The sequence below is a fragment of the Streptomyces sp. NPDC046215 genome (assembly GCF_040646215.1).
Taxonomy (GTDB): Bacteria; Actinomycetota; Actinomycetes; order Streptomycetales; family Streptomycetaceae; genus Streptomyces; species Streptomyces stramineus.
Genome location: NZ_JBEYZW010000034.1, coordinates 41,271 through 65,934 on the forward strand (window position 1 = coordinate 41,271; position 24,664 = coordinate 65,934).

The 24,664-nt window shown below is 72.3% G+C and carries 25 protein-coding genes and 1 pseudogene; 2 read left to right on the forward strand and 24 right to left on the reverse strand.

Translation table 11 applies throughout. The features are described 5' to 3' along the window. Positions 1 to 93: 93 nt before the first annotated feature. Both tsf and rpsB read right to left on the reverse strand, forming a co-directional pair. Positions 94 to 930 carry a translation elongation factor Ts gene (gene tsf / locus ABZ951_RS17025; RefSeq protein WP_344097581.1) on the reverse strand — a complete coding sequence of 279 codons (837 nt, stop codon included), beginning with the start codon at positions 928 to 930 and terminating at the stop codon, positions 94 to 96. Positions 931 to 1,026: 96 nt separating this feature from the next. Continuing rightward, positions 1,027 to 1,905, reverse strand: coding sequence for a 30S ribosomal protein S2 (rpsB, locus tag ABZ951_RS17030; RefSeq protein ID WP_344097583.1), 879 nt, complete (start codon positions 1,903 to 1,905; stop codon positions 1,027 to 1,029). Positions 1,906 to 2,410: 505 nt separating this feature from the next. Here rpsB and ABZ951_RS17035 point away from each other — a divergent pair. Beyond that, positions 2,411 to 2,898: pseudogene (locus ABZ951_RS17035) on the forward strand (M23 family metallopeptidase); the annotation flags it as partial. Here ABZ951_RS17035 and ABZ951_RS17040 read toward each other — a convergent pair. The 18 genes from ABZ951_RS17040 to proS all read right to left on the reverse strand — a co-directional run bounded on the left by ABZ951_RS17040 (position 2,852) and on the right by proS (position 17,507). After that, positions 2,852 to 3,391: a TetR family transcriptional regulator gene (locus tag ABZ951_RS17040; protein ID WP_344095077.1), complete on the reverse strand. Its 540-nt coding sequence runs from the start codon at positions 3,389 to 3,391 to the stop codon at positions 2,852 to 2,854. The pseudogene ABZ951_RS17035 and the gene ABZ951_RS17040 sit on opposite strands and share 47 nt — an antisense overlap. A 104-nt stretch (positions 3,392 to 3,495) precedes the next feature. Continuing rightward, a complete protein-coding gene (whiG, locus tag ABZ951_RS17045; RefSeq protein WP_344095025.1) occupies positions 3,496 to 4,332 on the reverse strand; it encodes an RNA polymerase sigma factor WhiG in 837 nt (278 codons plus the stop codon). 242 nt (positions 4,333 to 4,574) lie between these two features. Further along, complete coding sequence (gene dprA, locus ABZ951_RS17050) at positions 4,575 to 5,753, reverse strand: DNA-processing protein DprA (protein WP_344095027.1); 1,179 nt, start codon at positions 5,751 to 5,753, stop codon at positions 4,575 to 4,577. Continuing rightward, entirely contained in the window at positions 5,750 to 7,366 is a 1,617-nt protein-coding gene (locus tag ABZ951_RS17055; RefSeq protein ID WP_344095030.1) for a YifB family Mg chelatase-like AAA ATPase, read from the reverse strand. The genes dprA and ABZ951_RS17055 overlap by 4 nt, the downstream gene beginning before the upstream one ends. Continuing rightward, entirely contained in the window at positions 7,366 to 7,815 is a 450-nt protein-coding gene (locus tag ABZ951_RS17060) for a YraN family protein (protein ID WP_344095032.1), read from the reverse strand. Before ABZ951_RS17060 ends, ABZ951_RS17055 begins: the two co-directional genes overlap by 1 nt. An 83-nt stretch (positions 7,816 to 7,898) precedes the next feature. Beyond that, positions 7,899 to 8,207, reverse strand: a complete 309-nt coding sequence (locus ABZ951_RS17065; RefSeq protein WP_009714730.1) for a DUF2469 domain-containing protein — start codon at positions 8,205 to 8,207, stop codon at positions 7,899 to 7,901. A 39-nt stretch (positions 8,208 to 8,246) separates the two neighbouring features. Further along, positions 8,247 to 8,732 (reverse strand): NUDIX hydrolase, encoded by a 486-nt coding sequence (locus tag ABZ951_RS17070; RefSeq protein ID WP_344095034.1) that lies wholly within the window; start codon positions 8,730 to 8,732, stop codon positions 8,247 to 8,249. Beyond that, complete coding sequence (gene lepB, locus ABZ951_RS17075) at positions 8,725 to 9,480, reverse strand: signal peptidase I (protein ID WP_344095036.1); 756 nt, start codon at positions 9,478 to 9,480, stop codon at positions 8,725 to 8,727. The genes ABZ951_RS17070 and lepB (ABZ951_RS17075) overlap by 8 nt, the downstream gene beginning before the upstream one ends. Before the next feature lie 85 nt (positions 9,481 to 9,565). Further along, positions 9,566 to 10,585 carry a signal peptidase I gene (lepB, locus tag ABZ951_RS17080; RefSeq protein WP_344095079.1) on the reverse strand — a complete coding sequence of 340 codons (1,020 nt, stop codon included), beginning with the start codon at positions 10,583 to 10,585 and terminating at the stop codon, positions 9,566 to 9,568. Then, positions 10,494 to 11,597, reverse strand: a complete 1,104-nt coding sequence (gene lepB, locus ABZ951_RS17085) for a signal peptidase I (protein WP_344095038.1) — start codon at positions 11,595 to 11,597, stop codon at positions 10,494 to 10,496. The genes lepB (ABZ951_RS17080) and lepB (ABZ951_RS17085) overlap by 92 nt, the downstream gene beginning before the upstream one ends. Further along, a complete protein-coding gene (lepB, locus tag ABZ951_RS17090; RefSeq protein ID WP_344095040.1) occupies positions 11,590 to 12,426 on the reverse strand; it encodes a signal peptidase I in 837 nt (278 codons plus the stop codon). The genes lepB (ABZ951_RS17085) and lepB (ABZ951_RS17090) overlap by 8 nt, the downstream gene beginning before the upstream one ends. A gap of 45 nt (positions 12,427 to 12,471) precedes the next feature. Beyond that, positions 12,472 to 12,819: a 50S ribosomal protein L19 gene (gene rplS, locus ABZ951_RS17095; RefSeq protein WP_344095042.1), complete on the reverse strand. Its 348-nt coding sequence runs from the start codon at positions 12,817 to 12,819 to the stop codon at positions 12,472 to 12,474. Between the two features lie 129 nt (positions 12,820 to 12,948). After that, a complete protein-coding gene (trmD, locus tag ABZ951_RS17100) occupies positions 12,949 to 13,758 on the reverse strand; it encodes a tRNA (guanosine(37)-N1)-methyltransferase TrmD (protein WP_344095044.1) in 810 nt (269 codons plus the stop codon). Beyond that, complete coding sequence (rimM, locus tag ABZ951_RS17105) at positions 13,758 to 14,351, reverse strand: ribosome maturation factor RimM (protein WP_344095046.1); 594 nt, start codon at positions 14,349 to 14,351, stop codon at positions 13,758 to 13,760. The genes trmD and rimM overlap by 1 nt, the downstream gene beginning before the upstream one ends. 94 nt (positions 14,352 to 14,445) lie before the next feature. Next, positions 14,446 to 14,685, reverse strand: a complete 240-nt coding sequence (locus ABZ951_RS17110; protein ID WP_030011889.1) for an RNA-binding protein — start codon at positions 14,683 to 14,685, stop codon at positions 14,446 to 14,448. Positions 14,686 to 14,687: 2 nt separating this feature from the next. Then, entirely contained in the window at positions 14,688 to 15,134 is a 447-nt protein-coding gene (gene rpsP / locus ABZ951_RS17115; RefSeq protein ID WP_344095049.1) for a 30S ribosomal protein S16, read from the reverse strand. 156 nt (positions 15,135 to 15,290) lie between these two features. Beyond that, positions 15,291 to 15,881: a hypothetical protein gene (locus ABZ951_RS17120; RefSeq protein ID WP_344095051.1), complete on the reverse strand. Its 591-nt coding sequence runs from the start codon at positions 15,879 to 15,881 to the stop codon at positions 15,291 to 15,293. Positions 15,882 to 16,091: 210 nt separating this feature from the next. After that, positions 16,092 to 17,507 carry a proline--tRNA ligase gene (proS, locus tag ABZ951_RS17125; RefSeq protein ID WP_344095053.1) on the reverse strand — a complete coding sequence of 472 codons (1,416 nt, stop codon included), beginning with the start codon at positions 17,505 to 17,507 and terminating at the stop codon, positions 16,092 to 16,094. Positions 17,508 to 17,881: 374 nt separating this feature from the next. On the opposite strand from proS, the gene ABZ951_RS17130 reads away from it, so the two are divergent. After that, entirely contained in the window at positions 17,882 to 18,709 is an 828-nt protein-coding gene (locus ABZ951_RS17130; RefSeq protein WP_344095055.1) for a methyltransferase domain-containing protein, read from the forward strand. Positions 18,710 to 18,777: 68 nt separating this feature from the next. Here the strand turns inward: ABZ951_RS17130 and ffh are convergent, their stop codons facing one another. From ffh to ABZ951_RS17150, 4 genes are all read right to left on the reverse strand, one after another. Next, positions 18,778 to 20,325 carry a signal recognition particle protein gene (gene ffh / locus ABZ951_RS17135; protein ID WP_344095057.1) on the reverse strand — a complete coding sequence of 516 codons (1,548 nt, stop codon included), beginning with the start codon at positions 20,323 to 20,325 and terminating at the stop codon, positions 18,778 to 18,780. 140 nt (positions 20,326 to 20,465) lie between these two features. Beyond that, on the reverse strand, positions 20,466 to 22,967 hold the full coding sequence (locus tag ABZ951_RS17140; RefSeq protein WP_361280133.1) for a [protein-PII] uridylyltransferase: 2,502 nt from the start codon (positions 22,965 to 22,967) through the stop codon (positions 20,466 to 20,468). Between the two features lie 20 nt (positions 22,968 to 22,987). Then, on the reverse strand, positions 22,988 to 23,335 hold the full coding sequence (locus tag ABZ951_RS17145; protein WP_344095061.1) for a P-II family nitrogen regulator: 348 nt from the start codon (positions 23,333 to 23,335) through the stop codon (positions 22,988 to 22,990). After that, positions 23,332 to 24,618 carry an ammonium transporter gene (locus tag ABZ951_RS17150; RefSeq protein ID WP_344095063.1) on the reverse strand — a complete coding sequence of 429 codons (1,287 nt, stop codon included), beginning with the start codon at positions 24,616 to 24,618 and terminating at the stop codon, positions 23,332 to 23,334. Before ABZ951_RS17150 ends, ABZ951_RS17145 begins: the two co-directional genes overlap by 4 nt. Positions 24,619 to 24,664: the final 46 nt, after the last annotated feature.

Here is a 24,664-nt window from a genome sequence, read left to right on the forward strand (position 1 = left end):
ATGGCCTCCTCGTCACATCAGCGGCCGACCGGTGGAGGGTCGGCTGCGTACGACCCTAGCGGGTCGCAGGTCAATCGCTGCCCTGCTGACGGCTCAGGCGCCGACGCGGATGCGCGCGAAGCGCTTCAGCGTGACACCGGCCTCGTCCAGGATCTTCTGGACGGACTTCTTGTTGTCCTTGGCGAACGCCTGGTCCAGCAGGACGTTCTCCTTGAAGAAGCCGGTGACGCGACCCTCGACGATCTTCGGCAGGGCGGCCTCGGGCTTGCCCTCCTCGCGAGCGGTGGCCTCGGCGACGCGGCGCTCGTTCTCGACGACGTCGGCCGGGATCTCCTCGCGGGAGAGGAACTTCGGCGCGAACGCGGCGATGTGCTGCGCGACGTCCTTGGCGACCTCGGCGTTCTCCTTGTCGAGCTCGACGAGGACACCGACCTGCGGGGGCAGGTCCGCCGCGGTGCGGTGCATGTACGCGGAGACGACGCCGTCGGCGAAGTACGCGAAGCGGTCGACGACGATCTTCTCGCCGAGGGTGGCGTTGGCCTCGTCCACGAACGCCTGGACGGTCTTGCCGGCCTCGATCTCGGAGGCCATCAGGGCCTCGACGTCGGCCGGGGCGCTCTTGGCGATGTGCGCGGCGAGCGCGTCGGCGACGGCGATGAACTTGTCACCCTTGGCGACGAAGTCGGTCTCGCACTTCAGCTCGACGATGACACCGGAGGTGTTGTCGTCGGCGATGACCGAGACGACGGCACCGTTGGAGGTGGTGCGGCTCTCGCGCTTGGCCACGCCCTTCAGGCCCTTGACGCGCACGATCTCGACGGCCTTCTCCAGGTCGCCGGCCGCCTCGTCCAGCGCCTTCTTGCAGTCCATCATGCCGGCGCCGGTGAGCTCACGGAGCTTCTTGACGTCAGCGGCGGTGAAGTTCGCCATGGTGAATCTCTCTCGGAAGTCGTGGTGACTACGGGTGTACGGCGGGGGCGGCGCGTCGTGCGCCGGCCCCCGCCGTCAACTACCGGATCTGAAGGGTCAGGCCTGCTCGGCGTCCGCGGCCGGAGCCTCGGCGTCAGCGGCCGGGGCCTCGGCGGGAGCCTCAGCAGCGGCCTCGGCCGGCTTCTCGGCGTCGTCCTTCTTCTCGCCCTCGAGCAGGTCGCGCTCCCACTCGGCGAGGGGCTCGCCGGCGGCCTTGTCGGCCTTGGCGTCACCGGTGGCGGCACCGGAGCGGGCGATGAGGCCCTCGGCGACGGCGTCGGCGATCACGCGGGTGAGCAGCGTGACCGAACGGATCGCGTCGTCGTTGCCCGGGATCTTGTAGTCGACCTCGTCGGGGTCGCAGTTGGTGTCGAGGATCGCGACGACCGGGATGCGGAGCTTGCGCGCCTCACCGACGGCGATGTGCTCCTTCTTGGTGTCCACGATCCAGACGGCGCTGGGCACCTTCTGCATCTCGCGGATACCACCGAGGGTCTTCTCCAGCTTGATCTTCTCGCGGGAGAGGACCAGGAGCTCCTTCTTGGTGAGGCCGGAGGCGGCCACATCCTCGAAGTCGATGAGCTCGAGCTCCTTCAGGCGCTGCAGGCGCTTGTAGACGGTCGAGAAGTTGGTGAGCATGCCGCCCAGCCAGCGCTGGTTGACGTACGGCATCCCGACCCGGGTCGCCTGCTCGGCGATGGCCTCCTGGGCCTGCTTCTTCGTACCGACGAACATGATGGAGCCGCCGTGCGCGACGGTCTCCTTGACGAACTCGTAGGCGCGGTCGATGTACGACAGCGACTGGAGCAGGTCGATGATGTAGATGCCGTTGCGCTCCGTGAAGATGAAACGCTTCATCTTCGGGTTCCAACGACGGGTCTGGTGACCGAAGTGGACGCCGCTCTCCAGCAGCTCCCGCATCGTGACGACGGCCATGGCCGCGCTCCTTGACATACTCGGTTCCACGGCGGCCGGGCGGCCGCCGTGCCTGACGCCCCGACGTGTCCGCCGTGGAGGTCACCCTTGCGAGGAACCGTCCGCGGACCGAGAGACACGGCCACCGGGCTGCCCGAAAGGGACTGACGCGCCGGTAGCGGGGCGTGCGAAGTCGATCCGGTCACCCGGATCGCCATGAGAAGTGTACGGGACGGGGGAAGGCCCGGGTGACGGCGTTGTGCACAACCCGCGAGTAGTCCACAGATCCGGTCCATGATCCCCACGGGTCGGCGGTGTGCGGCACGGTTTCGCCATGACCCACTCGCACCGCCTGGGGGCGGCCGCGCTCTGTGCGCTACTGACTGTCATCGCCGCGATCACCTGTGTCACAGGCGTCGCGCGGGCCACAGGCCCCTTCGTCTCGGCTCCTCCCGGGCCGGCCGGCCCGGGAGGCATCGCGGGCGGGGCCACGGGCGACCGCGCCTGGCCGGTCGGTGGGGCGCGCGGGGCCCGGCCCCTGGTCCTGCGGGCGTGGAGCCCGCCCCCGGCCCCCTGGGCGGCGGGCCACCGCGGGGTCGATCTCGACGCCCGGGCCGGGCAGCCGGTGCGGGCGGCCGCCCCGGGCACCGTGTCGTTCGCGGGCACGGTGGCCGGGCGGGGAGTGGTGGCCGTGGAGCTGGCCGGGAGCGGTGATCCACCCCTGCGGATCACCTACGAGCCGGTGCGCCCAGAGGTGCGGAAAGGGGAGAAGGTCGCCGCGGGGCAGACCGTCGGCCACCTGGCGCCGGGCCCCTTCCACTGCCCGGCGGGCTGTCTGCACTGGGGCCTGCTGCGCGGCGAGGTCTATCTCGACCCGCTGTCGCTGCTGCCGCCGTGGATGCTGCGCCGGCCGCCGTCCCGGCTTCTGCCGCTGAGCGGCCCGCTGGGCGGCGTCGCGGGGTTGCGGTCAGCCGCGGACCCCGCGCAGGGCCATGGCGACCGCCGCTTCGGTGATCTCGTCCGGCTCCTCGGCCGCGCCGAGCTCGATACGGCGGACGGCGGCGTCCACCACGCCTTGGAGGAGCATCGCGGTCAGCCGGGGCCGGTCGTGGCCGAGAGCCAGCAGGGCCTCCCCGAGCATGGCGATCAGGCCACCGTGCGCGGCGCGGATCTTTTCGCGCGCGCCCGCGTCGAGCTCACCCGCGGAGATCGCGACCACGGCCCGGTGGCGCCGGTCGCCGACGAGGGCGAGCTGCTGTCGCACATACGCCTCGATCTTCCCCTCGGGCGTGTTCGCCCGCTCCATGGCGGTCTCCACCTCGGCGGCCCAGACGGGGAAGTCGACCGCGCACAGCTCCTCGACCACCGCCGCCCGCGAGCGGAAGTACTCATAGACCGACGACCGCGCCAGCCCGGTGCGCTCCGCCAGGGCGGGGAAGGTCAGCGCCTCCGTACCGCCTTCGGACAGCAGGGCACGGGCGGCGTCCAGCAGGGCGTCGCGCTGCATCGTCCTGTGCTCGGCCACTGAGGCCGCTCGAATCCTGGGCACGCCCCCCACTTTACGGATGTCCGCCGGCGAGGACGACGGCGGCGGGAGGATTCTCCGGGCGCTCAGCGTCCGATGTCCGCCAGCTTGGCCCTCAGCTGGAGGACCGACTTGGTGTGGATCTGGCTGACCCTGCTCTCCGTGACACCGAGCACGAGCCCGATCTCGGCCAGGGTGAGGCCCTCGTAGTAGTAGAGGGTGACCACGGTCTTCTCCCGCTCGGGCAGGGTGTTGATGGCGCGGGCGAGCAGCCGGCGCAGCTCGCGGTCCTCGGCCACCTCGACCGGGTCGTCGGCGGCGGTGTCCTCGAGCGTGTCGATCAGGCTCAGGCGCTCTCCCCCGTCGGCGCCCACGTGCAGCAGATCCTCCAGGGCCACCACATTGGCCAGGGACAACTGGCTGAAGACGTTGTGCAGTTCCTCGACGGCGATCCCCATCTCCGCGGCGACCTCGGCCTCGGAGGGCGTGCGGCGCAGCTCGGCCTCCAGCGTCGCGTAGGCCCGCTCGACGGCTCGCGCCTTCTGCCGGACCGAGCGCGGGATCCAGTCCAGCGCCCGCAGCTCGTCGATCATCGCCCCCCGGATCCGGGTGATGGCATAGGTCTCGAACTTGATTTCCCGCGTGGGGTCGAACTTCTCGATGGCGTCGATGAGTCCGAAGACCCCGGAGGAGACGAAATCCGCCTGCTCGACATTGGGCGGCAGACCGACGCTCACCCGTCCCGCCACGTACTTCACCAGCGGTGAGTAGTGGAGGATCAGTTGCTCCCGCAGCCGGTCGTCGCCCGAGGCCTTGTACGACCGCCACAGCTCATCGAGCGTCGAGGGTGCGGGAGGGCGCACGGCGCCGCGCGCTGCGGGAGGTGCCGCCGCGCGGTCGGACCCGGAGGTGTGCTGGGGCATTCGTCGTCTTGAGCCGTTCTGCTGTGACGTGAATGGAGTGGTACGAATGGCTGGATTCCCGTGAGCGTAGCGTGACTGAGGCGCTGCGGTGCGCGAGGAGGGCCCCTTCGTTTAATGTGCAGATACGTTCCACTGTCCGCGCCCTCGGCAGGCGGCGGCCGGGAGGCCCGGCGGCCGTACGAGGCACCGCCGTATCGGTTCCCGCGGTCATCCCCTTAACCTTTTCACCCGATCGCCCCAGGTCAAGAACCGCCTCGCCGCAGGGTGGGGCGCCGTCCGAGGGGCTTGGTGGGGCCGGATGTTGACGGCGGGGCCGCCAACTGCCAGTGATCACCACGGCGTTCGACGAAGCCCAGAGCCTGGAGTTCCTGGAGCCGGCCGAGCGTCCCGTCGCAGCCCAGACCGGCGTTCCGGGCGATGAGTTCGCACCGCCCTCCCCCGGCGGGCACCGCCTCCAGCACCCTGGCCGCCGCGGGTGCCAGCAGATCCCGCGCCACGACGGGCCCGCGGCGCTCGGGGGCGAGCTCGCCGATGCGGCCGACGAGCTCGGCGACCTCATCGGCGTCGGTCACCAGGCACGCCTCCTCGCGGAGCAGTTCGTGCACGCCCGCCGACAGGCCCGAGGTGACGGGCCCGGGGATGCCCATCGTCTGCCGGCCGAGCTGCCGGGCGCGTCGCGCGGTGACGAGCGATCCGCTGCGGTACTGGGCCTCCACGACGACGGTTCCCCTGGTCAGGGCCGCGATCACCCGGTTGCGGAGGACGAAACGGCTCCGGGTCGGATGGCCGCCGGGCGGCAACTCGGCCAGCACCAGACCCTGTTCCGCGATCCGTGCGATCAACTCGGCGTGCCCCCGGGGGTAGGGCACATCCACCCCACAGGCCAGCACCGCCACCGTGGCCCCACCCGCGGCCAGCGCGCCGCGGTGGGCCGCCCCGTCCACACCGAACGCGGCCCCCGACACCACCACCCAGCCGCGCTCGGCGAGCCCCGCGCCCAGGGTGGCCGCCACGTGCGAGCCGTAGTCGGTGCAGGCGCGGGCGCCGACCACGGCGACGGAGCGCAGGGCCCACAGCCGCAGATCGGCGCCGCCGCGCACCCACAGGCCGATGGGCCGGGCGTCGCCCAGGTCGTCGAGCTGGCAGGGCCATTCGAGGTCGCCCGGGCAGACGAAGCGGCCACCGAGGCGGGCGACGGTGCCGAGGTCATGGACGGGGTCGAGCGCGGCCGCCCGCACGCGGCAACCGGCGAGCCGCTCCTTCCCCGCGCCCGGCGGCGGCGCCTCCTGCCCCGTCAGCCCCCGGACCAGCCGCTCGGGGCCCAGCTCCCGCAGCCATCTCCCCACGGTCTCGTCCCCCGGCTCGGTCAGCCGGGTGAGCGCGGCCCTCGCGAGCCGCTCCCGGGACGTGGGAGCGCTCATCTGCGGGCTCCCGCCATGGCCGTCCCCCGCTGGATGCCCGTGCGCAGTTCCAGGGCGCAGTTCACGTCGCCCGCGTCGGGGCGGTCGTGTCCCTCGAGGTCGGCCACCGTCCAGGCGACGCGGAGCACGCGGTCGAGGCCACGGGCTGTCAGCAGGCCCCGTTCCATATCGCGTTCGACCTCCTCAAGGGCCCCGGGAGCGACCCTCCAGCGGGTCCGCAGCTCGTGGCCGGGCACCTCGCTGTTGGTGCGCCACGGGGTGTCCGCGTAGCGGGCCGCGGCCCGCTCGCCGGCGGCCCGCACCCGCGCGGCCACCTCGGCCGTCGTCTCCGCCCCGGCTCCCGCCCCGGCCCCGGTCAGCTCGGAGCGCGCCACGGGTTCGACGAGCACCCGGAGGTCGACCCGGTCGAGGAGCGGCCCGGACAGGCGTGCCCGGTAGCGCCTGACCGCCTGCGGAGAGCAGTCGCAGCCGTCCCCCGTGAGTCCGTGCCGGCCACAGGGGCAGGGGTTGGCGGCGAGCGCCAGGAGGAAACGGGCGGGCAGCCGCATCATGCCTCCGGAGCGGGCCACGATCACATGGCCGGACTCCAGGGGCTGCCTGAGGGCGTCCAGGACCCGGCCGGAGAACTCCGGGGCCTCGTCCAGAAAGAGCACTCCCTTGTGAGCGAGGGAGACCGCCCCCGGCCGGGGGGTGCCCGATCCTCCGCCGACGAGTGAGGGCATGGACGCCGAGTGGTGCGGCGCGCAGTACGGTGCCCGGTCGATCAGCGGCTGTCCCGCGGGCAGCACCCCGGCCACCGAATGCACCGCGGTGACCTCCAGGGACTCCTGCGGGGAGAGGGGAGGCAGCAGCCCCGGCAGCCGTTCCGCGAGCATCGTCTTCCCCGCGCCCGGCGGCCCTTCGAGGAAGAGGTGGTGGCGGCCCGCGGCGGCGACCTCCAGCGCCCGCCGGGCCACGCTCTGCCCGGCGACCTCCGCGAGGTCCGGCCGGCGCTGCCCGAGGAGGGCCGCCGCCCCCGTGTCCACTCCCGGCACCGACAGCCCGGCCAGCATGGGGTCCGGCCCGCCCTCCCGGAGGGATTCTTCCTCCACCGGGACCGGTTCGTCGGCCAGGATCGCGATCAGCTGGCGCAGGCTGCGGACACCGAGGACGGAGACGCCGGGCACCAGCGCGGCCTCCGCCGCCGTGCGCTCTGGGACCACCACCTGGCGGTACCCCATGTCGGCGGCGGCCAGGACGGCGGGAAGGATCCCGCGGACCGGCCGGACCCGGCCGTCCAGACCCAGCTCGCCGATCATCACCAACTCGGCGATCTCCCGCGGATCGATCCGCTCGGCGGCGGCCAGGACCGCACAGGCCACCGCCAGATCGAAACCGCTGCCCGCCTTCGGCACCGACGCCGGGCTCAGACCCACCGTCAGCTTCTTCTGCGGCCACTCGGCACCGGAGTTCACCACGGCCGCGCGGACTCTGTCGCGGCTCTCGCTGAGGCTCTTGTCCGGCAGGCCCACCAGGGTGAAGGCGGCGACGCCCGGCTCCAGGTCGGCCTGGACCTCGACCACCACGCCCTCGACCCCGGTCAGGGCCACCGAGCACGTACGGGCGAACCCCATCACGCCACCCCCTTGACGTGCTCGACGCGGGGCGCTCCCCGGGCGGGGACGACCACGCCCACCAGATCGATCCGCACCCCGCCCGGCGGCGGCCCGCCGTGCCGCTCCAGCCAGCACTCGGCGAGCCTGCGCAACCGCTCGGCCTTGCCCGCCCGGACAGCCGCCATCGGGTGTTCGAAAGACCCCGCGCGCCGGGTCTTGACCTCGCAGACCACCACGGCGTCGCCGTCCGAGGCCACGATGTCGATCTCGCCCTCCCGGCACCGCCAATTGCGGTCCAGGATCCCTATCCCCGTCTCGCTCAGCCGGCGTACGGCCAGGTCCTCGCCGTAGCGGCCGAGGGCCCGGCGGGCCAGGCCCTCGGCGCCGGACGGTCCACCGCCCGGATCCGCCTGGGCGGCCGGGGCCTTCCGCCGGGTCTCGGGGTGCTTCCCCGGGGTCTGCGACATGCGGCACCACCTCCGGCACCGACTCTGCCGCGCCCGCCCCGAACTATTGGATCTTGGTGGATAACCCGGCGGTTGTGGATAACTCAGCCACCCGGAAGGTCGAGGTCGCTCTTGTTGAGCTCCTCGATGTTCACGTCCTTGAAGGTGAGCACCCGCACCTGCTTCACGAACCGGGCGGGCCGGTACATGTCCCACACCCACGCGTCGGCCATCGAGACCTCGAAGAAGACCTCGCCCTGCACGGAGTGCACCTGCATCTCGTAGTCGTTGGTGAGATAGAAGCGGCGCTCGGTCTCGATCACGTATTTGAACAGACCGACGACATCGCGGTACTCCCGGTAGAGCTTCAGCTCCATCTCGGTCTCGTACTTCTCGAGGTCCTCGGCGCTCATGGCATGTTCCCCTTCAGCCGTGCTTCCCCCCATGGTGCGTCAGGCACGTTCCGTCTCCAGGAGCACCGGCGTCCCAGGGGGCCCCTCGTCGAGCAGCGTGCGCAGCAGCCCGGCGAGTCTGGTCGGATACACCGTCTCACGGGTCGCGAGCAGTTCCTCGCACGTCCACCAGCGCAGCCCCGTGACACTGCGCCGCTCCAGCTCCGTCCCCCCGCCGGTCCACGCCGGCCGCTGCCGGGTGCGGGCCAGGAAGTAGCGCTCGTCCTGCTCCCAGCGCCGCCCGTCGAACGGGAAGGAGCAGCTGCGCCGCCAGAGCACCGGGCCGAGCTCGATCTCGGTGACGCCGGTCTCCTCGGCGAGCTCGCGGCGGGCCGCCTCTTCCCAGGTCTCGTCGCCCTCCAGGCCGCCGCCGGGGGTGAACCACCAGGTGGAGGCGGGGTCGCCGGGTTCGAAGCCGTGCATCAGCAGGACGCGGTCGCGGGGGTCGAGCAGGATGACGCGCGACGCCCTGCGCGGGTCAGACACGGGCAGCCACTCCTCTCCGGTCCTCCTTGCCGCGCCGGGGCGCCAGCCGCCGGGCGAGCGGCCCGTACGCGGCGCCGCCCAGGACGAGGACCGCGCCGGTGACCACGGCGGCCAGCACCAGCGGCAGCGGGCCCGGCCGTGAGGTGCCGCCGGGCAGCGCGGCGAACGCCCCGGGTCTGTCCATCATCCCCCAGCCGCCCACCGGCCATGCGGTGGCGTCCACCCGCGCCACGACCGAGCCGCGGGGCACGGAGCCGCGGGCGGCGTCCTCCAGGTGAGAACGGGAGTCCAGTGACGTCGCCCGCTGGTCGCCCATGAGGAAGAGCCCGCCGTCGGGCACCGTCGTGGAGAAGAGGGTGGGCGAGGCCGGGCCCCCGGCCCGCAGATACGGTTCCTCGACCGGGGTGCCGCCGACCGTCAGCCGGCCCCGGTCGTCGCAGCAGGCGACCGTGTCCCCGCCGACGCCCACCACCCGCTTGATCATCGGGGCGTTGCCCCAGGTCTCGTCCTTGAAGACGACGATGTCCCCGCGCCGGGCCGCACCGCCGTCGATGCGCTCGGCGAGCACCCGGGCCCCCCGCCCGATCGTCGGCGTCATCGAGTCGGTGGGCACGGTGTACGGCTGGTACACGAGCGCGCCCCAGACGAATCCGCCGAGGAAGAGCACACAGCCGACGGCCACGGCCAGCCCGGACAGCACTCTGCCCGTGCGGCCGTGGCCGTCGTCGTTCCGTCCCGCTCCGCTCATCCCGTGCCCCCGCCCCGCTCAGAAGATCGGATTCCGCATGCCCTCGGGCACGGAATCGCACACTACCGGGCGGTTCGGGTGCCGGTCAGCCCTTCGGCACAGCCTTGTCGAGAAGCCTGCGCCGGCGCCACAGCACCAGCGGCAGGGCGCCCGCGAGGCCGAGCGCCGGGGGCGCCACGGCGGCCGCGGCGTTCAGGCCGGACTGGTCGAAGGTGCCCGGGACGGGCAGGGTGGACCAGCGGTTGACCGGCCAGGCCACGACGATCGCGCGCCCGACGACCTTGTTCACCGGCACCATGCCGTTGTTGAGGTCGGGGTGCCAGCGCGAGTCGAGGGAGTCCTGGCGGTGGTCGCCCATGACCCAGAGGTGCCCCTTGGTGATCTTGATGGGGCCGAAGGGCTTGTCGTCGCACGGGGAGTTGCCCGGGAAGATGTACGACTTCTCGTCGAGCGCCTTGCCGTTGACCTTGACCGGCCCGCCGTTGCCCTGGCACTCCACGGTGTCGCCGCCGACGGCGATGACCCGCTTGATCAGATCCCGCTCCTCGGCGGAGGGCATCAGCCCGATGAAGCTCAGGACCTTCTGGACGCCGCCGCCGAGCGGGCCGGAGTTCTGGGGCTGGGTGTCGGGGCCGAGCCAGCTCTGATCCCCCTTGCCCGGGTCGTGGAAGACGACGACCTCGCCGCGCTCGGGTTCGGCCCCGAACCACGGCGTCAGTTTGTCCACCAGCACCCGGTCGCCCCGCTGCAGGGTGTTCTGCATCGAGTCCGACGGAATCGAGAACGCCTGGACCAGGAAGGTCTTGATGAGCAGCGCGAGGACCAGGGCGATGCCGATGAGGATCGGCAGTTCCTTCCAGAAGGATCGTTGCTTCTTGGGCTGCCTCGGGCGCGGGCCCTCGCCGTCCTCGCCGGGCGCCCCGCCGTCCCGCTCCGGATCCGCCGGCTCCGCAGTGCCGGCCGCGGACTCTCGGGGCGCTCCGGCCTCCCGGGACAAGGCCGCATCCGGCGCGTCACCCCTCGGCACGTCGCCCGTGGACGCCCCGTCCGTCTCCTCGGGCCGCTTCTCGGGCTCTCCGTGACCGGAACGCGCGCCGACCGCCAAGTCCCCCACATCCACTCCTCTCTCCACTCTGCCGCCTGTCGTACATACGACGCAGGCCCACCACTCCCATAACGAGCGGGAGTTCCGCAGGGGTCGGGAGCTGGATCGATCCTTGCTGATCCATGGGGGACACACTATTCGGCGAACCGCGTGCTCGGGTCCCCGAAGGCGGCGCGTCTCCCACCGATGCGAAGGTGTCCGGTTCCGACAGCCGCTGCCAGTGTCCCAGCGGCCAGGCGATGACCACCGCCCGCCCCAGGACCAGGCTCTCGGGGACCGTGCCGTGCCCGGGGTCGTCCAGGTGGTACCGGGAATCGGCCGAATTGGAGCGGTGGTCACCCATCATGAAAAGCCGCCCGGCCGGCACGTCCACCGTGAATTCCAGCTTCGACGGGGGGTTTCCGGGGTTGATGTACGGCTCGTCGAGCGGCGTTCCGTTGACCGTGACTTTGCCGTTCGTGTCACAGCATTTGACCGTGTCGCCGCCGACGCCGATGACCCGCTTGATCAGATCCCGCTCGTCGGCCGAGGGCAGCAGTCCGATGAAGGACAGGAATTGTTTGGCCTGTTTGACGACCACCGGGTCCGGTCCGGGCAGCGCCTGTTCGCCGTCGAGCCAGCCGCCGGGGTCCTTGAAGACCACTACGTCGCCGCGGGCCGGCCGGGCCCCGAACCACGGGGTCAGCTTGTCGACGAGCACCCGGTCGCCGATGCGGATGGTCTGCTCCATCGACCCGGACGGAATGACGAACGCCTGCACCAGGAACGTCTTGAGGACCAGGGCGATCAGCAGGGCCACCGCGACGAGGATCGGCACCTCCTTGACCACGGACCGGCGCCGGCGCCGCTGGACCCGCCGTGCCGCCTTGCGCCGCGCCGCCCGCCCACCCGCGCCCGTCCGTCCGCGGCGGTGTCCGGGGGGCTCCGGCCGGTGCCGGTGGCCCGGGCCGGCGTGCCCCCGGGGCCCGGCGACCGGGGCTCGCGCCGGCTCCGTGCGCCCGTGGCTACCCATGCGGGCTCCCGGGGCGCCCGGCCCCCGGCTCCGGTACGCGGGCGAAGGTGTCGGGCCGGCTCAGCGAGGTCATCCGCCCGAAGGGCCAGCCGATCCAGTCGGCCCGCCCGATGACCCGGTCCACCGGGACGGTGCCGCCGCCCGGCTCCCCGAGGTGGTCACGCGAATCGCGGGAATCACTGCGGTGGTCTCCCATGACCCACAGTTTTCCCTCCGGCACCACGATGTCGAAGGGCACCCGCGAGGCGGCGTCGCCGGGGAAGAGGTAGCCCTCCTCCACCGGCCGGCCGTTGACCATCAGCCTGCCGCGCTCGTCGCAGCAGGTCACACGGTCTCCGCCGACGCCCACCACCCGTTTGACGTAGTCGGTCTGCGCAGGCCGCATCAGACCGACGGACGAGGCGCCCTTGCGGATCAGCGCGGCCACCGGATTCTCCTGCGGGGCGCTCTGGACGAACGAGCCCATGCCGTCGAAGACCACGACGTCGCCGCGCCGGGGCTCCCCGCCGAAGCGGTAGGCGAGCTTGTTGACCAGGACCCGGTCCCCCACCTCCAGCGTGCCCCGCATGGAGCCGCTGGGGATCAGGAAGGGCTGGACGACATAGCTGCTGAGCAGCAGCAGGAACACCAGACACGTGGTGAGCAGCAGCCCGGCCCGGCGCAGCGGGCCGCCGCCCCGGAGCCGGTCCGTGACGGCGCGTGCCGCGGAGCGCACCGTGCCGACTTCCCGGTCCGGCCCGGAAAAACGCGAGGAGCGCGACCCCTGCTCCTCCCCCTGCCCGGGTTCTGGAGAGCGGTCGCGCTCCGAAAGCTGTGCGTCGGTGTCCATCGAGCCGAAAGCCTATCCGGCCCGGCGCGGACACCGGACGGAAGCTCAGCGGTCGCGCTTCTCCTTGATCTTCGCGGCCTTGCCGCGCAGCTCACGGAGGTAGTACAGCTTGGCGCGACGGACGTCACCGCGGGTGACGAGCTCGATCTTCTCGAAGATCGGGCTGTTCACCGGGAAGGTGCGCTCGACGCCGACGGAGAAGGAGACCTTGCGGACCGTGAAGGTCTCGCGGACACCGGCGCCCTGGCGGCGGATGACGACGCCCTTGAACTGCTGGACACGGGAGCGGTTGCCCTCGATGACGCGAACGTGGACGTTCACGGTGTCGCCGGGGCGGAACGCCGGGACGTCGGTGCGCAGCGATGCGGAGTCGATGCCGTCGAGAAGGTTCATGACCGTCTGCTCTCCTCGCCGATGCCACAGGTCATCAGCGGAATAGAAATGATGTTGGGGTGGTGCAGAGCACCGGGCGGGCGTCGTTCCCCCTGTGGCAGGGGCGCGCGCCGGGCGCAAGGCAACGGCTTATTCTTCCACGTCCGGGGCCACTCGCCCAAATCGGCCGTCCGGTCCGGGCGCCCAGCCCAGGATCGAGAGCATCTCGCGGTCCTTCTTGTCGAAGGCCGCCGGGTCGGCGCGCTCGATCAGATCGGGGCGGTTGGCGACCGTGCGCCGGAACGCCTCGTCCCGCCGCCACCGGGCGATCTTGCCGTGGTGGCCGCTGAGCAGCACGTCGGGGATCCCGCGGCCGCGCCACTCGGGGGGCTTGGTGTAGACCGGGCCCTCCAGGAGGTCGGCCATGGCGCCGGGGGCGAAGGAGTCGTCGCGGTGCGACTCGGCGTTGCCCAGGACGCCGGGCAGCAGCCGGGCGATCGCCTCGACCATCACCAGGACGGGGGCCTCGCCGCCGGCGAGCACGTAGTCGCCGATGGAGACCTCGCGCACCTCGACGCGGTCGCCGTACTCCTCGATGACGCGCCGGTCGATGCCCTCGTAGCGGGCCGGGGTGAAGACCAGCCACGGCTTCTCCGACAGCTCGACGGCGAGCTCCTGGGTGAAGGGCACCCCGCTCGGCGTCGGGACGACCAGGGTGGGCGCCCCCTCCCCCGAGGCGATGACGGAGTCGAGCGCCTCGCCCCAGGGCTCGGGCTTCATGACCATGCCGGGCCCGCCGCCGTACGGGGTGTCGTCGACGGTGTTGTGCCGGTCGTGGGTCCACTCGCGCAGATCGTGGATCCGCACGTCGAGCTGTCCGCGGGCCCGGGCCTTGCCGACGAGGGAGACGTTCAGCGGCTCCAGGTACTCGGGGAAGATCGTGACAACGTCGAGGCGCATCACGCGTCACCCTTCGCGTCGTCGCCGGTCTCGGCTCCGGTTTCGTCGGCGTCGGCCTCGCGGGCGCTCGCGACGACCGCCTGGGAGCCGTCGATCAGGCCCGGCGGCGGGTCGATGACCGCGCGCTGCGCCTCAAGGTCGATCTCCGGGACGATCTCGCTGACGAAGGGGATCATCAGCTCGCTGCCGTCGGGCCGCTCGACGATGAACAGGTCCTGTGACGGCAGGTGGGCGATCTCGGTGATCCGGCCGATCTCGGTGCCGTCGACGGTCACGACGTCGAGGTCCATCAGCTGGTGGTCGTAGTACTCCTCGGGGTCCTCCGGGACCGCCTCGGGGTCGACGTCCGCGATCAGGAGCGTATTGCGCAGCGCCTCGGCGCCCGTGCGGTCCTTGACCCCGGCGAAACGCAGCAGCAGCCGGCCGCTGTGCACCCGCCCGGCCTCGATGGTCAGCGGGCCCGCCCCGGCGGGGTCCGTGGCCAGCACTGCGCCGGGCCCGAGCCGCAGCTCCGGGTCGTCCGTGCGCACCTCAACGGTGACCTCACCCTTGATTCCATGGGCGCGGCCGATCCTGCCGACTACCAGCTGCATGCCGTTCCTTCTCTGCTGCTCTGTTCCCGAACGCGACAACGGGCCGGGAAGGGCGGAAACCCTTCCCGGCCCGTGCCGGTACTCAAGTCGCTTCTCAGCGGACCTGGTCCACGTCGACGAGGTCGACACGGATGCCACGGCCGCCGATGGCGCCCACGACGGTGCGCAGTGCGCGCGCGGTGCGGCCGTTACGGCCGATCACCTTGCCGAGGTCGTCGGGGTGTACCCGGACCTCCAGCACCTGCCCGCGGCGCAGATTGCGCGAGGCAACCTGCACCTCGTCGGGGTTGTCGACGATGCCCTTCACGAGGTGCTCGAGAGCCTCCTCGAGCATGCTCAGGCCTCGGTCGACTCGGTGGACTCGGCAGCCTCGGCCGCCTCGTCCGCCTTCTTGTCGGCCTTCTTCGCCTTCGGAGTGATGGCCTCACCCTTGGGCTCGCCACCCTCGAGGGCCTTGGTGAACTCCTCGAACGCGGCGCGCTTGTCGGCCTTCGGCTCGGCGACGAGCATCGGGGCCGGGGCCGGCAGACCCTTGAACTTCTGCCAGTCGCCGGTGACCTTGAGGATGGCCATCACGGGCTCGGTCGGCTGCGCGCCGACACCCAGCCAGTACTGGACACGCTCGGAGTCGACCTCGATGCGCGAGGGGTTCTGCACCGGGTGGTACAGACCGATCTCCTCGATGGCCCGGCCGTCACGGCGGGTACGGGAGTCGGCGATGACGATGCGGTAGTGAGGCGAACGGATCTTGCCCAGACGCTTCAGCTTGATCTTGACTGCCACTGGAGTGGTGTCTCCTGGTCTTGACGTGGTTGGGCACCACAAGATGCCACGTGGGGTTGCGGTACTCGGGATGCCCGATGGACGCGTCAGCCGGAGGAGAGAGGGGTCCTATGCGACTGTCGAGTACAGCGACCCATTGTGCCACACCCCTCCAGGTCAGCCGACCGCTACGGTCTCGGGGATGCGGAAGGGCTGGCCGCAGCCGCCGCACATGATCGGCGCCTGGGCGAGCACGGAGGGCACGACCCGGACATTACGGCCGCAGTCACACACCGCCTTGACGCGAACCCCTCCGCCGGACGAGCCGTGCCGTGCCGCCGGACCGCGGAACGTCCGGGCGGTGTCGGCCGTGGTGGCGACCGTGTGCGCCTTGAGCGCCCGCTGGAGTCTGTCGATGGTCGACCGGTAGCGCTTGCGCGCTTCCGCGTTGAGCACCACCAGGGAGAAACCGCTGCTGGGATGCGGCTCATCGCTGTGGTCGAGCCCCAGCTCCTCGGCGATCGCCAGGAACCGGCGGTTGTGGTAGCGGCCCGCACGAGAGGTGTCGCGGACACCGCGGGCGGCCGCGATGCCGTGCACTGCCTCGTGCAGCAGCCGTTCGAAGGAGAGCTCGGCGCCGCAGGCGGACGACGATTCCCCGATCAACGATTCGGGCGCGGCAAGATCTGGCAGCTCGGGGTGGTACCGCTGAATATCGGCCCACGCCTGCGCCAGCTCTGCGGCGAGAACAGGTGGTGTCGTGCTCACGTCGTGACAACGAGCAAGGATGGCCCGGTGTTCCGATACCGGGCCATCCCAAATAATTTGCACGTACCAGTCAGTTTCACGCTCATGCGTCCTGACGAGGGCGGGTGCGCAGATCTATGGAGAACCCGCGCACCCGTTCGCAAGCCGGGACGTACTGACTCATCAGTAAGCGCGCACTACGGGGCGCGCACGCCCCCGCGCCCCGTGGCGTCAGTAGGCGCGCGCGACGATCGCGATCGTGCCGGGGGCGTCGTCCGTCTCCGGCACGGAGCCGTCCTCGGCGATCAGGCAGCGCACGGACACGGCCTGCTCGGCGAGCTTGGCCTCACCCTCCGGGCCGAGGTCCGCCCACGGGATCCGCGCCCAGCCGCCGGCCACGGCCGCCTCGGCGGCCTCGGCGATGGTCGCCACGTCCGTCGTGCGGGCCTCACGGCGCTCGCGCGACTGGCGCAGCAGAAGCTCCTGGTCCTCCTCCAGGACCTTCGGCAGCAGCGCCACGAGCTCGTCGAGCCGGACCGGGCTCTTGCCGCCGGGGATCCGGCGGGCGAGCATCGCGGTGCCGTTCTCCAGGTCGCGCGGGCCGACCTCGATGCGCACCGGGACGCCCTTGAGCTCCCAGTCCACGGCGCGGCGGCCGAAGGGGGTGTCCGTGCGGTCGTCGACCTGCACCCGGACACCGGCGGCCTTGAGCTGGTCACCGATCTCGCGGACCTTGGCGATCACGGTGTCGTCGCCCTTGATCGCCACGACCACGGCCTGGACGGCCGCGAGGCGCGGCGGGACGCGCAGGCCGCTGTCGTCGCCGTGGGACATGATCAGGCCGCCGACCATCCGGGTCGAGACGCCCCAGGACGTCTGCCAGACCAGCTCCTGCTGCCCCTCCTTGGAGAGGTAGGAGGTGTTGAACGCCTTGGCGAAGTTCTGGCCCAGCTCGTGGCTGGTGCCCAGCTGGAGGGCCTTGCCGTCGCCCATCATGCCCTCGAGCGTGAGGGTGTTGATGGCGCCCGCGAAGCGCTCCTTGGCGGTCTTGCGGCCCAGGACCACGTCGATGCCCAGGACGTTGACCATGAAGTCGTAGTAGACGTCCCGGTGGATGCGGGCGGCGTAGTCGCGGGCGTCCTCGTAGGTGGCGTGGGCGGTGTGGCCCTCCTGCCAGAGGAACTCGCTCGTGCGCAGGAAGACGCGCGGGCGCATCTCCCAACGGACCACGTTGGCCCACTGGTTGATCAGCAGGGGCAGGTCGCGGTAGCTCTGCACCCACTTGGAGAAGTATTCGTTGACGATGGTCTCGGAGGTGGGCCGGACGACGACCGGCTCGTCCAGCTCCTTGCCGCCGCCGTGCGTGACGACCGCGAGCTCGGGCGCGAAGCCCTCGACGTGCTCGGCCTCCCGCGTCAGGTAGGACTGCGGGATGAACAGCGGGAAGTACGCGTTGGAGGCGCCCGCGTCCTTGATGCGCGCGTCCATCTCCTGCTGCATGCGCTCCCAGAGCCCGTACCCGTACGGGCGGATGACCATGGTGCCGCGCACCGGGCCGTTGTCGGCCAGCTCGGCCTTGTTGATCAAGTCCTGGTACCAGCGCGGGAAGTCTTCCGCCTGGGGGGTGAGAATGGGAGCCTTTGCCATGGTGCGAATGGTACGGGGCCGATCCGCCCCAGCGTGAATCCCCTCCTCGCCGAGCCTTCCGCCCCCGCTCGCACCCCGGCTCCCCCGGCCGCCCCGGCGCCCCTCCCGCCCTGCTCCCGCCTTTCTCGCGTCTTTCTCCGGTCCCGCCCCTGCACCATCCCCGCCGATCCCGCATCCCGGGCGCCTTCCCGTGCGCAGGCGCGCGGCACATGCCATCGTGGGCATACGGGAAGCTTCTCGCGCTACCCCCTGGACTCGGGGACGGAAGCGGAGTTCCCTGGCATACGGGGGTGCTTCACGGCAGCGCGCACGGCAGCACAGCGGGGGGCAGATTCGGCACGCACTTCGTCTCTCGGCGGATTGGGGCGCATTCGATGACACCAACGCTCGTGCGGCGGCACCGGCCGTCCTCTTCGTCGCCCGGTTCCCGGGCCCGCGACTGGGCGGAAATCCAGGAACGGATGCTGGTGCCGCTCTACGAAGCGGTGTACGAACGGCTGGAGGTGGGCGCCGGCACCCGGCTCCTGAGCCTGGGCTGCGGCAGCGGGCTCGCCCTGCTCATGGCGGCCGCCCGGGGCGCCACGGTCTCCGGCGTCGACTCCGACGAACGCCGGCTGGCGCTCGCCCGGGAACGGCTGACACCGGACGGCACCCCGGAGGACGGCACCCGCCTGGGCCGCGGCGGCCCGGAGGCGGTCGCCGCCACCGACGGCCCGGCGTTCAACCTCATCACGGCCTTCGACCCGCTGTACTGCGCGGGCGGCAGCGCCCGCGGCATGGCGGAGGCGCTCGCCCGGGCCGCGGACTGCGCCGAGCACGGGGCACCCGTGGTCCTGGCCGGCTGGGGCCCCCAGGAGCGTTGCGCGGCCTCAGGGGCGCTCAGGGTCGCGGCCCGGCTCGCGGACCCGATGTGCGCCCCCGCGCGCTGGCGGCCGAGCGGCCGCGACGACCTGGAGGACCTCGCCTACCACGCCGGGCTGCGCCCCGACGGATCGGGCCGGGTCTCCTGCCCCTACGGCTACGCCGACATGGCCAGCGCGGTCCGCGGCATGCTCTCGACCGGCGCGTTCGACGCGGCGGCCCGGGCGACGGACGAGGAGCAGGTGACCAAGGAGCTGACCGAGGCCCTGCACCCGTACCTGCGCCGCGACGGCACGGTCTGGATGCCGAACGTGTTCCGGTACCTCATAGCCCGCGTGTAGCCCGGTTCATGGCTGAGGGCAGCCCCCGCGGGGGCTGCCCTCAGCCATGAGCGGGTCGAGGCGACCGGTCAGCCCATGAACTTCTTGAACTCGTCGGGAAGTTCGAAGTTCTTCACGTCCTGCTCCCCGGCCGGCAGGCCCAGCGGGTTGGCCGCCTGCTGCTCGCGGCGCGCGGCCGCGGCCTGCTCCTCGGCCTTGCGCTTCATGGGGTTGCCGCTCTGGCGCTTGCCCTTGCCCTGCTTGATCTGCTTCTTCTTACGGCTCGCCCCGCCGCCCATGCCCGGCATCCCGGGCATCCCCGGCATGCCGCCGCCCTGGGCCATGCGGGACATCATCTTGCGGGCCTCGAAGAAGCGCTCCACGAGGTTCTTGACCGCGCTGACGTCCACGCCCGAGCCCTTGGCGATGCGGGCCCGGCGCGAGCCGTTGATGATCGTCGGGTCCTGACGCTCGCCCGGGGTCATCGACTTGATGATCGCGGCGGTGCGGTCGACGTCACGCTCGTCGAGGTTGTTGATCTGGTCCTTGATCTGGCCCATGCCGGGCAGCATCCCGAGCAGCTTGCTGATGCTGCCCATCTTGCGGACCTGCTCCATCTGGGACAGGAAGTCGTCGAGCGTGAACTCCTTCGGCCCCTTCGCCAGCTTGGCCGCCATCTTCTCGGCCTCGTCCTGGCTGAAGGTCTGCTCGGCCTTCTCGATGAGGCTGAGCATGTCGCCCATGCCGAGGATGCGGGACGCCATGCGGTCCGGGTGGAACGCGTCGAAGTCGTCCAGCTTCTCGCCGTTGGAGGCGAACATGATCTGCTTGCCGGTCACGTGCGCGACCGACAGGGCGGCACCACCGCGGGCGTCACCGTCGAGCTTGGAGAGCACCACGCCGTCGAAGCCGACGCCGTCGCGGAACGCCTCGGCGGTGTTGACCGCGTCCTGGCCGATCATCGCGTCGACGACGAACAGCGTCTCGTCCGGGCTGACGGCGTCGCGGATGTCCGCGGCCTGCTGCATCAGCTCGGCGTCGATGCCGAGACGGCCGGCGGTGTCGACGATCACGACGTCGTAGACCTTGGTCTTCGCGAACTCGATGGAGTCCTTGGCGACCTGGACCGGGTCACCGACGCCGTTGCCCGGCTGCGGGGCGTAGATGCCCACGCCGGCGCGCTCGGCGACGACCGAGAGCTGGTTGACGGCGTTGGGGCGCTGGAGGTCACAGGCGACGAGCAGCGGGGCGTGGCCCTGGCCCTTGAGCCAGTGGCCGAGCTTTCCGGCGAGGGTCGTCTTACCGGCACCCTGCAGACCCGCCAGCATGATGACCGTGGGCCCGGTCTTGGCGAAGCGGAGGCGACGGGTCTCGCCACCGAGGATGCCGACGAGCTCCTCGTTGACGATCTTGATGACCTGCTGGGCGGGATTGAGCGCCGCGGAGACCTCGGCGCCGTTGGCCCGCTCCTTGACCTGCTTGATGAAGGCGCGGACAACGGGCAGCGCGACGTCGGCCTCGAGCAGCGCGATACGGATCTCGCGTGCCGTGGCGTCGATGTCCGCCTCGCTGAGGCGCCCCTTGCCGCGAAGGTTCTTGAAAGTCGCTGCGAGGCGATCGGAAAGAGTGTCGAACACGGCGGTCGCAGATCCTCGGGTCGGGGGCGGTCAGTGGCCCCAGGGTATCGGGCCCGGGAAGCACGACGTCCTCGGCTGCCGGATCCGGCGGCCGAGGACGCCGGGCCACGGTGCCGGCGGCCGTCCGCGCCCCGAGCCGCTCACTCCCCCGCGGGCAGGGAGCGCAGCGCTTCGAGCGCCGCGTCGTCCCACCCGTCACCCGCTCGTGCCAAGACGTCCTCCAACGCCTCCGCCAGCGCCACCGCGTTCGCGTCGGGCAGCGGTGAACCGTCCTCCTGCGTGAGATAGAACGCGTCCACCACATTCGACCCCAGTGTGCTGACATGCGCGCTCCGCACCCACACCCCCGCCGCCTCCAGGGCCCGCCCGATGCGGTGCAGGAGGCCCGGGGCGTCCTGGGCCCGCACCTCCAGGACCGTCGCCTCCCGCGAGCCGCCGACGGCGACGCTCACGCGCGGCGGCGCGTGCGCGGCCCCCCTGCGGCGACCGCTGTAGGCGGCCTCCCGCTCGGCCAGCCGCGGCACGATGTCGAGCGTGCCCTGCAACGCCCGCACCAGGTCGTCGCGCAGCTGCGCGGCCTCGGGCAGGGGGCCGAACTCCGCGGCCACCCGCCAGGTGAGCACCAGCGCGCCCCCGACGGACCGCACGTCGGCCGCGCGGACCGTCAGCCGGTGCAGGGCGAGCACGCCCGCGGTCGCGGGCAGCACACCGGGCTGGTCCGGGACGGCGACGGTCAGCTCCGCACCGACCGGGGCGCTCCCCCGGCCGGACGCGTCGCCCTCCGGGCTCGCGCGCAGGGTCAGCACCGGGCCGCCGGTGCGCAGCGCCTCGGCCGCCGCCCGCTCGTGGGCGCCGCTCGGCGGCACCTGCTCCCGGCGCTCGCCGCGGGCGCCGTCGGCGAGGGCGTCGGTGGCCCGCCGGACGAGGTCGGCCACCATGGAGGCGCGCCAGGCGCTCCACACCGCCGGGCCGGTGGCGAGCGCGTCGGCCTCGGTGAGGGCGTGCAGCAGCTCCAGGATCTCCCTGCCCGCCGCCTTGCCGGCAGGCGCGATCGCGTCGATGACCGCGCGGACCGTCGCCGGGTCGCCGAGGTCGCGCCGGGTGGCGGTCTCGGCCAGCAGCAGGTGGTGGCGGACGAGGGTGGCCAGGACCTCGGTGTCGGCGCGGCCGAAGCCGAGGCGGGCGGCCACATCCCGGGCCACGGCCTCCCCCGCCACGCTGTGGTCGCCGGGGCGGCCCTTGCCGATGTCGTGGAGCAGGGCAGCGATCAGCAGCAGGTCGGGGCGGGCGACACCGCGGGCGAGGCCGGCGGCCCGCACGGCGGTCTCGACCAGGTGCCGGTCGACGGTCCAGCGGTGCACGGCGTTGCGCTGGGGGCGGCAGCGCACGTGCTCCCACTCGGGCAGCAGCCGGGAGATGACGCCCTCCGCCTCCAGGGCCTCCCAGACCGCGACCGCGGGTTCGCCCGCGCCGAGCAGGGTGAGGAGCTGCTCGCGGGCCTCGGCCGGCCAGGGGACGGGCAGCGGGCCGGCGGCCGCCGCGAGCCGCCGGACGGCGTGCGGGGACAGCGGCAGCCCGGCCTGCGCGGCGGCGGCCGCGGCGCGCAGCGGCAGCACGGGGTCGTGCTCAGGGCGGGCGCCGCGGGCGAGTACGGCCTCGCCCTCCTGCTCGACCACGCCCTCGGCCAGCGGGACGCGCTCGGGTTCCACGAAGCCGCCCCGGCCGCCACGTCCGCCGAGGACGCGCCGCAGGCGCGGCCGTCCGGAGCGGGCGCGCAGGACCCGGCCGACCTCGCGCCAGGTCACGTCGGCGGCGTAGGCGACGGTGCGGGCCGCTTCGTAGACCCCGTGCAGCAGGGCGTCGGCGTCCCGCAGGCCGAGGTCGGCGGCCACCTGGTCCTGTTCCTGGAGGGCGAGGCGGTCGGTGGCCCGGCCGGTGGCCAGGTGGAGGGCGTCGCGGGTGTCGAGGAGGTGGGCGCGGGCCTCGCCCAGGCCCGCACGGGGCGCGTCCGCGAGCCAGGACGCGGCGACGGCCCGCAGGGCGTCGGCGTCCCGGAGCCCCCCGCGGGCCTCCTTGAGGTCGGGCTCCAGCAGGAACCTCAGCTCGCCCTGCCGGCGGGCGCGTTCCTCGCCGAGCTCCCGCAGCTCCGGCAGCCGGGAGGGGGCCTGGGCCCGCCAGTCCGCGTACGCGGTGGTGCGCACCCCGGCCGTGAGCCGCTCGTCACCCGCGAGGTGGCGCGCGTCGAGGAGGCCGAGGTGGACCTTGAGGTCGGCAGCGGCGGTGCGGCGCGCCTCCACCGGGGTGCGGACGGAGTGGTCGAGCGCGATGCCCATGTCCCACACGGGGTACCAGACGCGGTCGGCGATCGCGGCGAGCTCGGCGCCGGTCGCCGTGCCGTCGTGGAGCAGCAGGACGTCGAGGTCGCTGCGCGGGGACAGCTCGCCGCGCCCGTAGCCGCCGACGGCCACGAGGGCGACGCCGTGCGCCCCGCCCAGCAGCGACCCGAGCCACCGGTCGGTGAGCCGGGCGAGCTCGGCGCGGCGCGGCGGCCCGAGGACCGCGCCCTGCTGGAGGAGGCGCAGCCGGGCCGCCGCGTAACCGTGCGGCCCGGCGCCGGTCTCTGCCGCTTTGACGTCGCTCACGTGGGTCTCCCTCGTGCCGGTCACAGGGCGTCGGGGCCGCGCTCACCGGTCCGTACGCGGACGACGGTCTCGACGGGGACGACCCACACCTTGCCGTCGCCGATCTTGCCGTTCTCTCCCGAGCGGGCGGTCTTGACGATGATGTCGACGACCGAGTCGGCGTCGGAGTCCTCGGCGAGGACCTCGACGCGGATCTTGGGGAGGAGGTCGACGGTGTACTCCGCGCCGCGGTAGACCTCGGTGTGCCCGCGCTGCCGGCCGGAGCCGGAGGCTTCCGAGACGGTCATGCCCCGGACGCCGAAGGTCCGCAGGGCGGCCTTGATCTCGTCGACCATGTGCGGCTTGACGACCGCGGTGATGAGCTTCATGCGTCCACCTTCTTGTTCTGCGCCTTGTCGTTGCCCGCCGTGGCGGGTGCGGCGGAGGTGCCGCGCGTGGCCGAGCCGCCGCCGACGGCGCTGAAGTCGTAGGCGGTCTCGGCGTGGAACGCCCGGTCGAGGCCGCCGACCTCGGCGTCCTCACCGGCCCGGAAGCCGACGGCCGCCTCGACGACCTTGGCGAGGATCCAGGAGACGGTGAAGGAATACGCCAGCACCGCGAACGCGCCGACGGCCTGGCGGCCGAGCTGGGTGAGGCCGCCGACGCCGTCCGTGGCGAGGACGCCGACGAGCAGGGTGCCGATGACACCGCCGACGAGGTGCACGCCGACCACGTCGAGGGAGTCGTCGAAGCCGAGCTTGAACTTCAGGCTGACGGCCCAGGAGCAGACGGCGCCCGCGACGAGGCCGATGAGGATCGCGCCCAGGGCGTTGACTGCGGCGCCTGCCGGGGTGATGGCGACGAGTCCCGCGACGGCCCCGGAGGCCGCGCCGAGCGTGGTGAACGCGCCGTGCCGGATCCGCTCGTAGGCGAGCCAGCCGAGCATGGCGGCGCCGGTGGCGACCTGGGTGTTCATGGCCATGTTGGCGGCGACGCCGTTGGCGGCGAGCGCCGAGCCGGCGTTGAAGCCGAACCAGCCGAACCACAGCAGGGCGGCGCCGAGCATGACCAGCGGCAGGCTGTGCGGCCGCATCGGGTCCTTCGTGAAGCCGATGCGCTTGCCGACGACGAGCACCGCGGCGAGGGCGCCGATGCCCGCGTTGATGTGGACGGCCGTGCCGCCCGCGAAGTCGATGACCTTGAGCTTGAAGAGCCAGCCGTCGGCGTGCCAGACCCAGTGCGCGACGGGGAAGTAGACGACCGTCACCCAGAGCGTGATGAACAGCGCCCAGGCGCTGAACTTCACCCGGTCCGCGAGCGCCCCGCTCATCAGGGCGGGCGTGATGACCGCGAACATCAGCTGGAACAGCGCGAAGGCGAGGACCGGGATGCCTTCCCCGTCACCGGTCAGGGTCTCGGGGCTGATGCCCTTGAGCCCGATGTGGTCGAGGTCGCCCAGGAGCCCGCCGCCGATGTCGTCGCCGAAGGCCAGTGAGTAGCCGTAGAGCACCCACAGCACGGTGACGATGCCCAGTGAGATGAAGGACATCATGAGCATGTTCAGGGCGCTCTTGACCCGGACCATGCCGCCGTAGAAGAAGGCCAGGCCCGGGGTCATCAGCATCACGAGCGCGGCACTGATCAATACGAATGCGGTGTCTGCGCCATTCACGGTCGTCGTCTCCTCGCGGCGGCGGCCCGTACGGGCGGGAAGTCTG

Coding starts and splice junctions, on each gene's coding strand:
- ABZ951_RS17055 (WP_344095030.1), bottom strand. CDS start 7,366: ATGGGGTTCGCCCGTACGTGCTCGGTGGCCCTGACCGGGGTCGAGGGC.
- ABZ951_RS17145 (WP_344095061.1), bottom strand. CDS start 23,335: ATGAAGCTCATCACCGCGGTCGTCAAGCCGCACATGGTCGACGAGATC.
- ABZ951_RS17130 (WP_344095055.1), top strand. CDS start 17,882: ATGACACCAACGCTCGTGCGGCGGCACCGGCCGTCCTCTTCGTCGCCC.
- ABZ951_RS17060 (WP_344095032.1), bottom strand. CDS start 7,815: ATGTCGCAGACCCCGGGGAAGCACCCCGAGACCCGGCGGAAGGCCCCG.
- tsf (WP_344097581.1), bottom strand. CDS start 930: ATGGCGAACTTCACCGCCGCTGACGTCAAGAAGCTCCGTGAGCTCACC.
- ABZ951_RS17040 (WP_344095077.1), bottom strand. CDS start 3,391: ATGCAGCGCGACGCCCTGCTGGACGCCGCCCGTGCCCTGCTGTCCGAA.
- rpsB (WP_344097583.1), bottom strand. CDS start 1,905: ATGGCCGTCGTCACGATGCGGGAGCTGCTGGAGAGCGGCGTCCACTTC.
- lepB (WP_344095040.1), bottom strand. CDS start 12,426: ATGGACACCGACGCACAGCTTTCGGAGCGCGACCGCTCTCCAGAACCC.
- lepB (WP_344095036.1), bottom strand. CDS start 9,480: ATGAGCGGAGCGGGACGGAACGACGACGGCCACGGCCGCACGGGCAGA.
- lepB (WP_344095038.1), bottom strand. CDS start 11,597: ATGGGTAGCCACGGGCGCACGGAGCCGGCGCGAGCCCCGGTCGCCGGG.
- ABZ951_RS17065 (WP_009714730.1), bottom strand. CDS start 8,207: ATGAGCGCCGAGGACCTCGAGAAGTACGAGACCGAGATGGAGCTGAAG.
- ABZ951_RS17110 (WP_030011889.1), bottom strand. CDS start 14,685: ATGCTCGAGGAGGCTCTCGAGCACCTCGTGAAGGGCATCGTCGACAAC.
- rplS (WP_344095042.1), bottom strand. CDS start 12,819: ATGAACCTTCTCGACGGCATCGACTCCGCATCGCTGCGCACCGACGTC.
- dprA (WP_344095027.1), bottom strand. CDS start 5,753: ATGAGCGCTCCCACGTCCCGGGAGCGGCTCGCGAGGGCCGCGCTCACC.
- trmD (WP_344095044.1), bottom strand. CDS start 13,758: ATGCGCCTCGACGTTGTCACGATCTTCCCCGAGTACCTGGAGCCGCTG.
- rimM (WP_344095046.1), bottom strand. CDS start 14,351: ATGCAGCTGGTAGTCGGCAGGATCGGCCGCGCCCATGGAATCAAGGGT.
- proS (WP_344095053.1), bottom strand. CDS start 17,507: ATGGCAAAGGCTCCCATTCTCACCCCCCAGGCGGAAGACTTCCCGCGC.
- whiG (WP_344095025.1), bottom strand. CDS start 4,332: ATGCCCCAGCACACCTCCGGGTCCGACCGCGCGGCGGCACCTCCCGCA.